Genomic DNA, 4,863 nt, shown 5'->3' with positions numbered 1-4,863 from the left:
TTCGAAGCGGTGCGGGATCTGCAAGTGGATTGATCCCCATTGGACGGGGCCTCGGTACCAGATGCGAAGTCCGCAGCACGAGCTTGGCGGTGTCAAACCGTCAAAATCACTGTGCTAAGGATCTAGAGGAGAATGGAGGTCGGGATGGGTGTAAGGCGTCTCAGCATAGTCGCGGCTCTCATGACAGCATCGCTCTGGCTGCCTGTCTCCGATGCGAGAGCGGAAGCGGAAGTGGACGTTGCGCTCGTCCTGGCGGTGGATGTCTCGCGCTCCATGGATCCGGACGAGCAGGAGCTCCAGCGTCAAGGCTTCATCGACGCCTTCCGCTCGCCCCAAGTGCAGGATGCCATCCGCAACGGCTTGCTTGGCCGGATCATCGTCACCTATTTCGAATGGTCAGGCGTCGATTATCAGAACGTCATCATTCCTTGGACCATCATCGACGGCTCAGAGGCTGCGATGAAATTCGCGGACGGCTTGCATGACAATCCGATCGGTCGCCTGCGGCGTACATCGATCTCGGGTGCGATCGACTTCGGCGTGAAGCTTTTGGATCAGACCGGCGTCGAGCCCATCCGCCGGGTGATCGACATTTCAGGGGATGGGCCCAACAGCAGCGGACGGGGCGTCGTTGCGGCCCGCGACGAGGCCATTGCGAAGGGCATCACCATTAACGGTCTTCCCATCATGCTCAAGCGCCCGAGCGGCTTCGGCGATATGGAGAACCTCGACCTCTATTACAAAGGCTGCGTCATCGGCGGAGAAGGCGCATTTCTCATTCCGGTGCGCGAGCGTCAGCAATTTGCCGACGCCATTCGCACGAAGATCATCCGTGAGATTGCCGCACTCTCCGCGGAGACGCAGATCCAGAAGATTCAGGCGGATGCGCCCGTCAACTGCCTGGAGGGGATCGCGGGATGTATCGCTGGGACCGCAACTGACGCGATCTGCCTCCCAGGCGACGCTCATTCCAGCGTGATGCCCGCCGTCCTGATGACCTTTTCCCACTTGGCACCTTCCTCCTGCATGTAGGCGGCCATTTCAGACGGAGAGCTTTGGAGCACATCGATGCCGGCTCCGATCAGCTTGGCGCGGATCTCTGCATCGCCAATCACACGCCGGTAGGTGTCGTTGAGCTTGGTGACGATATCGGATGGGGTGTTCACCGGCGCGACGAAACCCTGCCAGGCCCAGGCCTCGAAGCCTGAATAATCGGCCGCCACCGGCGGCACGCCGGGAAGCCCCGAGAATTCCTGTGGGGATGCGACCGCGATGGCCTGAATCGGACCGGAGATCTGCGAGCGCGCGGTGGCGAAGTCGATGAACATCATGTCCACCTGCCCCGCCACCAGATCCTGCACGGCGGGAGCAGCACCCCGATACGGCACATGGGTCAGCTTGATCCCGGCTCCTTGAGAGAGAAGTTCCGTGGCAAGATGAAACGGGCTGCCTAGGCCCGGCGTCGCATAATTGATGCGGCCGGGATTCTTCTTCGCCTCAGCCACAAGTTCCTGAACGGATTTCACCGGCAGCTTGTTCGTGTTGACGAGGAGCACGAGGGCAAAGCGTCCTGTCAGCGAAATGGGCGTGAAATCCTTGTACGGATCGAAGGACAGCTTGCGATAAAGCGTGCGGTTCGTCGCGAAGGTCGCCGTATCGCCCAAAAGAAGCGTATAGCCGTCGGGCTCCGCGCGCGCGGCCGTGTCGGCGCCGATATTGGTGCCGGCGCCAGGCTTATTCTCGATGACGAATTGCTGGCCGAGCTGCTCGCCCATGGCGGCAAAGACGAGACGGGCGAAGAAATCGGTTCCGCCGCCGGCCGCATAGGGAACAACGACCCGGACAGGCCTGGTGGGGTAAGCGGATTGCGCGAAAGCCGTCCATGCCGACAGGGCCGAGGCGGTGGAGGCCGCGGCCAGGGTCTTGAGGATGCTGCGGCGGGTCGGACTCATGGCGTTCTCCCGGATATCGGTCCCATTATGGTTCAGGTGCTCGGCTGCAGATAGCGGGGCAGACTGCGACGACCAGGGCCGAGCCGGGACGAGGATCGTCTCTCAAAGGTCGCGCCAGCGCTTAGTTTTTTACCGCCCCGCCTGAACATGGCGGCACTCCCTGCATTCTCCCCTTGAGCGATGGAAAGCTTTAGAGAACTGGAGATGGCTTATGGGCGTGAAAAAAGAAGAGGACGACCTGGTCGATGCCGGCTCGGAATATTCTTTCCCGGCCAGCGATCCACCCTCCTATATGGGCGGCTCGGCCGTTGCCGGTCCTCCTCCGCAGGAGGAGCCGGCGCGGGAGCCCGTCACCAAAGCCGTGTCCAACCCCGATGAGGTGAAGCCGGCCGGAGATGCTCCCCAAGGCACGGATCCCGCCCAGGCCGGCAATGTTCCCAAGCGGCCGTCCGGCGGCAACAATCCGTAACTTGCTTCCCTCATGCAGGTTGCGAACGGCAGGCGGTGTCATGCCCCAAATGCTCCGGCACTCGGCCATCACCCTGCAAGATGTCATCCACATGCCTGAGAGTGAGACATCGGAGCGCCTTCAACTCGTGACGTCCGAGGGCGCTCTCCCCTGCCGCTATCACCCGGCTAAAGGCGAGCACGCCATTCTTTGGGTGTTTGGCGCCGGAGGCGGACTTGGCGGCCCAGCGGGTGGACTCTACACGCGTCTTGGCCGCCAATTTCGGGAGAGTGGAACAGCATCGCTCGAGCTGGATTATCGTCATCCCGGAGATCTGGAAGGCTGCATTCTCGATGTACTGATCGGGCTTGCCTATCTGGAAAGTCTCGGCAAGAGCCGAATCGTTCTTGTGGGGCATTCCTTCGGGGGCGCCGTCGTCATCAACGCAGGCGTCACGAGTGACGCCGTCATCGCCGTCGCGGCGCTCAGCAGTCAGACGGCAGGCACTCACGCCGTCGGCAAGCTCAGCCCCAAGCCTGTCATCTTCATTCATGGCGAGAAAGATGAAATTCTGCCGCCGGCCTGCTCACGAGATCTCCACGCTCATGCGGGTGAGCCTAAGGAGCTCATCCTTTATCCCGGCTGCTTTCACGGCCTTGATCAATGTCAGGAGGCACTCGACCGGGATCTGTCTCGGTGGCTTCGTGACGTTCTTGCCTGATTAGCCCGCCAACTGCGCCTCGATAGCATGACTCTTCCTAACGTCCGGCACTTCGGTCGGGCGGCGCTTTGCCAGATCGAAGGCATCGCCGGAACTCAGCACATGCATGCGGATATCGTACATGGACAGGGACCGCTCAGGCTCGGCCTCGGCGATATTCGAGTGGGTAACGCCAGCCCCGTCGACCACATAGACACAGCCGCTGCCGATCACCTCGAATCGTTCCTCTTCAAGGACTAGCGCCGTGTCCTCGTCGATGCCGATCCCGAGTTCGCGTGGATTATGCGCCACGGCACCAAACAGGCGTCCGAACCGACCTCGTTCGGCAAAATGCTGGTCGATGATGACGTTGCGCACGAGACCAAGACCCGGTGCCATGTGCAGGTCACCGATCTTGTAGGACTCGCCGCTGGTGCCTTTCACCAGCATGGTCTCGCTCATAACAGATGCGCCGGCCGATGTTCCGGCGAGGACACCGCCGCGCTCGTGAAGGTCCCGCACGCGCTGCTCGATGGGTGTGTCGCCAATCTGGCTCGAGATGCGCAGCTGGTCGCCTCCGGAAAAGAAAACGCCGGCTGCTCCGTCGAAGACGCGCAGCTTTTCCGGATCGAGCGTCTCGGATCGGTCTTTGACGTAGATTTCCACCAGGTCCGTGACACCAAGATCGTTGAAGGCTCTCTGGTAGGATTCGAAATAACCTTCCGGCTCATGGGATGCGACAGTTGCAATGACGAGCTTTCCTCCACCCAATTGTCTCGCAACCTCACGCAGGATAGTGCGCTCGCCTTCCTTGTCCTCACCACCGCCAATGATGATGAGCGGTCCCTTCGATTTCTTCCTTGCGCGTTCCTGCATGGCCGCAACTGGGCTCCGTTCAAGAAGCGACCGCCCCAAAGCCAGGGGCGGATCGCATCGTTGCCTTGACAATGTCCTTGCTGTCGATCAGGCGCTCCTGCGCCAGCCTCCGGCCGGCTCCTGCGTCCGATCGACTTCCACATCGAAGGATATGGAAGGAGCGGCCCGGAATTCGAGCACCTGCTGCCACATGGCTTCCACATCGGTCGGGGTGAGGACAACAAGGTCCCCGGGCTGCGCCCTCCTGAGGCACAGATCGGCAGCCTCATCCTCGTCTAGAATCCGACTGATACGCTCCTCCGGATATCCTGCCGCAAGTGCTCCTTCCGCCAGCAGCCCGGTGATCTCGCCGGGTTTGCGACCGCGACGGGCTGGATCCTCCCGGAAGATGATCTCATCAAAATAGCGTGTCGCGAGCGCTCCCATCTCCCGCATGTCGTCGTCACGGCGGTCACCAGGAATATTGATCATGCCAATGATCCGGCGATGGCGCGGACGCATCTTGAGGATCAGGTCGCCTAGAGCCTGAAGGCCCGCCGGATTGTGGGCATAGTCCAGGATGACACGGAAACCATGTCCATCGAACACGTTGAGACGCCCGGGACTTTGTTCGAACGAGGTCGTGAAGGTCGACAGAGCCATACGGATGACATTGACGGGAACGCCCTGGGCGTAGGCCATGGCTACGGCACCTAGGGCATTCTGCACATTGAACTCGGCGAGACCATCGAGGGTTGCCGGAATTTCGGCCGCACGCATCAGAGGCTGGTGAGCAATTTTATTACTCGCTTCAAGTGCTTGATTTGGAATAGCTTTCGTGAAGATTGATGAGGCGGATGCGGGGTGTGCAACGGTTGAGGAGCCCCGCTATGGATACTTGTCTCTAT

At 60.8% G+C, this 4,863-nt stretch carries 6 protein-coding genes; 3 read left to right on the top strand and 3 right to left on the bottom strand.

Going from position 1 to position 4,863, the window contains the following annotated elements:
• Positions 1-144 precede the first annotated feature (144 nt).
• Positions 145-1,032: a DUF1194 domain-containing protein gene (locus FS320_RS38030; protein ID WP_152717459.1), complete on the top strand. Its 888-nt coding sequence runs from the start codon at positions 145-147 to the stop codon at positions 1,030-1,032.
• On the opposite strand, the gene FS320_RS38025 is transcribed toward FS320_RS38030, so the two are convergent.
• The gene (locus tag FS320_RS38025; protein WP_152717458.1) at positions 966-1,952 is read right to left on the bottom strand and encodes a Bug family tripartite tricarboxylate transporter substrate binding protein; all 987 of its coding nucleotides are present in this window, start codon (positions 1,950-1,952) and stop codon (positions 966-968) included. The genes FS320_RS38030 and FS320_RS38025 overlap by 67 nt on opposite strands.
• Positions 1,953-2,163: 211 nt before the next feature.
• Between FS320_RS38025 and FS320_RS38020 the strand changes: the two genes are divergently transcribed.
• Together FS320_RS38020 and FS320_RS38015 are read left to right on the top strand one after the other, a co-directional pair.
• Positions 2,164-2,421 carry a hypothetical protein gene (locus tag FS320_RS38020; RefSeq protein ID WP_152717457.1) on the top strand — a complete coding sequence of 86 codons (258 nt, stop codon included), beginning with the start codon at positions 2,164-2,166 and terminating at the stop codon, positions 2,419-2,421.
• A gap of 40 nt (positions 2,422-2,461) precedes the next feature.
• Positions 2,462-3,121 (top strand): alpha/beta hydrolase, encoded by a 660-nt coding sequence (locus FS320_RS38015; RefSeq protein WP_202882946.1) that lies wholly within the window; start codon positions 2,462-2,464, stop codon positions 3,119-3,121.
• Here the strand turns inward: FS320_RS38015 and FS320_RS38010 are convergent, their stop codons facing one another.
• Together FS320_RS38010 and FS320_RS38005 are read right to left on the bottom strand one after the other, a co-directional pair.
• The gene (locus tag FS320_RS38010) at positions 3,122-3,976 is read right to left on the bottom strand and encodes a cyanophycinase (RefSeq protein ID WP_152717456.1); all 855 of its coding nucleotides are present in this window, start codon (positions 3,974-3,976) and stop codon (positions 3,122-3,124) included.
• An 87-nt stretch (positions 3,977-4,063) separates the two neighbouring features.
• Positions 4,064-4,735, bottom strand: a complete 672-nt coding sequence (locus FS320_RS38005; protein WP_152717455.1) for a glutamate ligase domain-containing protein — start codon at positions 4,733-4,735, stop codon at positions 4,064-4,066.
• Positions 4,736-4,863 lie beyond the last annotated feature (128 nt).

The organism is Microvirga tunisiensis (genome assembly GCF_009296175.1).
GTDB lineage: Bacteria > Pseudomonadota > Alphaproteobacteria > Rhizobiales > Beijerinckiaceae > Microvirga > Microvirga tunisiensis.
This window is presented reverse-complemented; position numbering and strand designations above follow the sequence as displayed.

Coding starts and splice junctions, on each gene's coding strand:
- FS320_RS38030 (WP_152717459.1), top strand. CDS start 145: ATGGGTGTAAGGCGTCTCAGCATAGTCGCGGCTCTCATGACAGCATCG.
- FS320_RS38025 (WP_152717458.1), bottom strand. CDS start 1,952: ATGAGTCCGACCCGCCGCAGCATCCTCAAGACCCTGGCCGCGGCCTCC.
- FS320_RS38020 (WP_152717457.1), top strand. CDS start 2,164: ATGGGCGTGAAAAAAGAAGAGGACGACCTGGTCGATGCCGGCTCGGAA.
- FS320_RS38015 (WP_202882946.1), top strand. CDS start 2,462: ATGCCCCAAATGCTCCGGCACTCGGCCATCACCCTGCAAGATGTCATC.
- FS320_RS38010 (WP_152717456.1), bottom strand. CDS start 3,976: ATGCAGGAACGCGCAAGGAAGAAATCGAAGGGACCGCTCATCATCATT.
- FS320_RS38005 (WP_152717455.1), bottom strand. CDS start 4,735: ATGCGTGCGGCCGAAATTCCGGCAACCCTCGATGGTCTCGCCGAGTTC.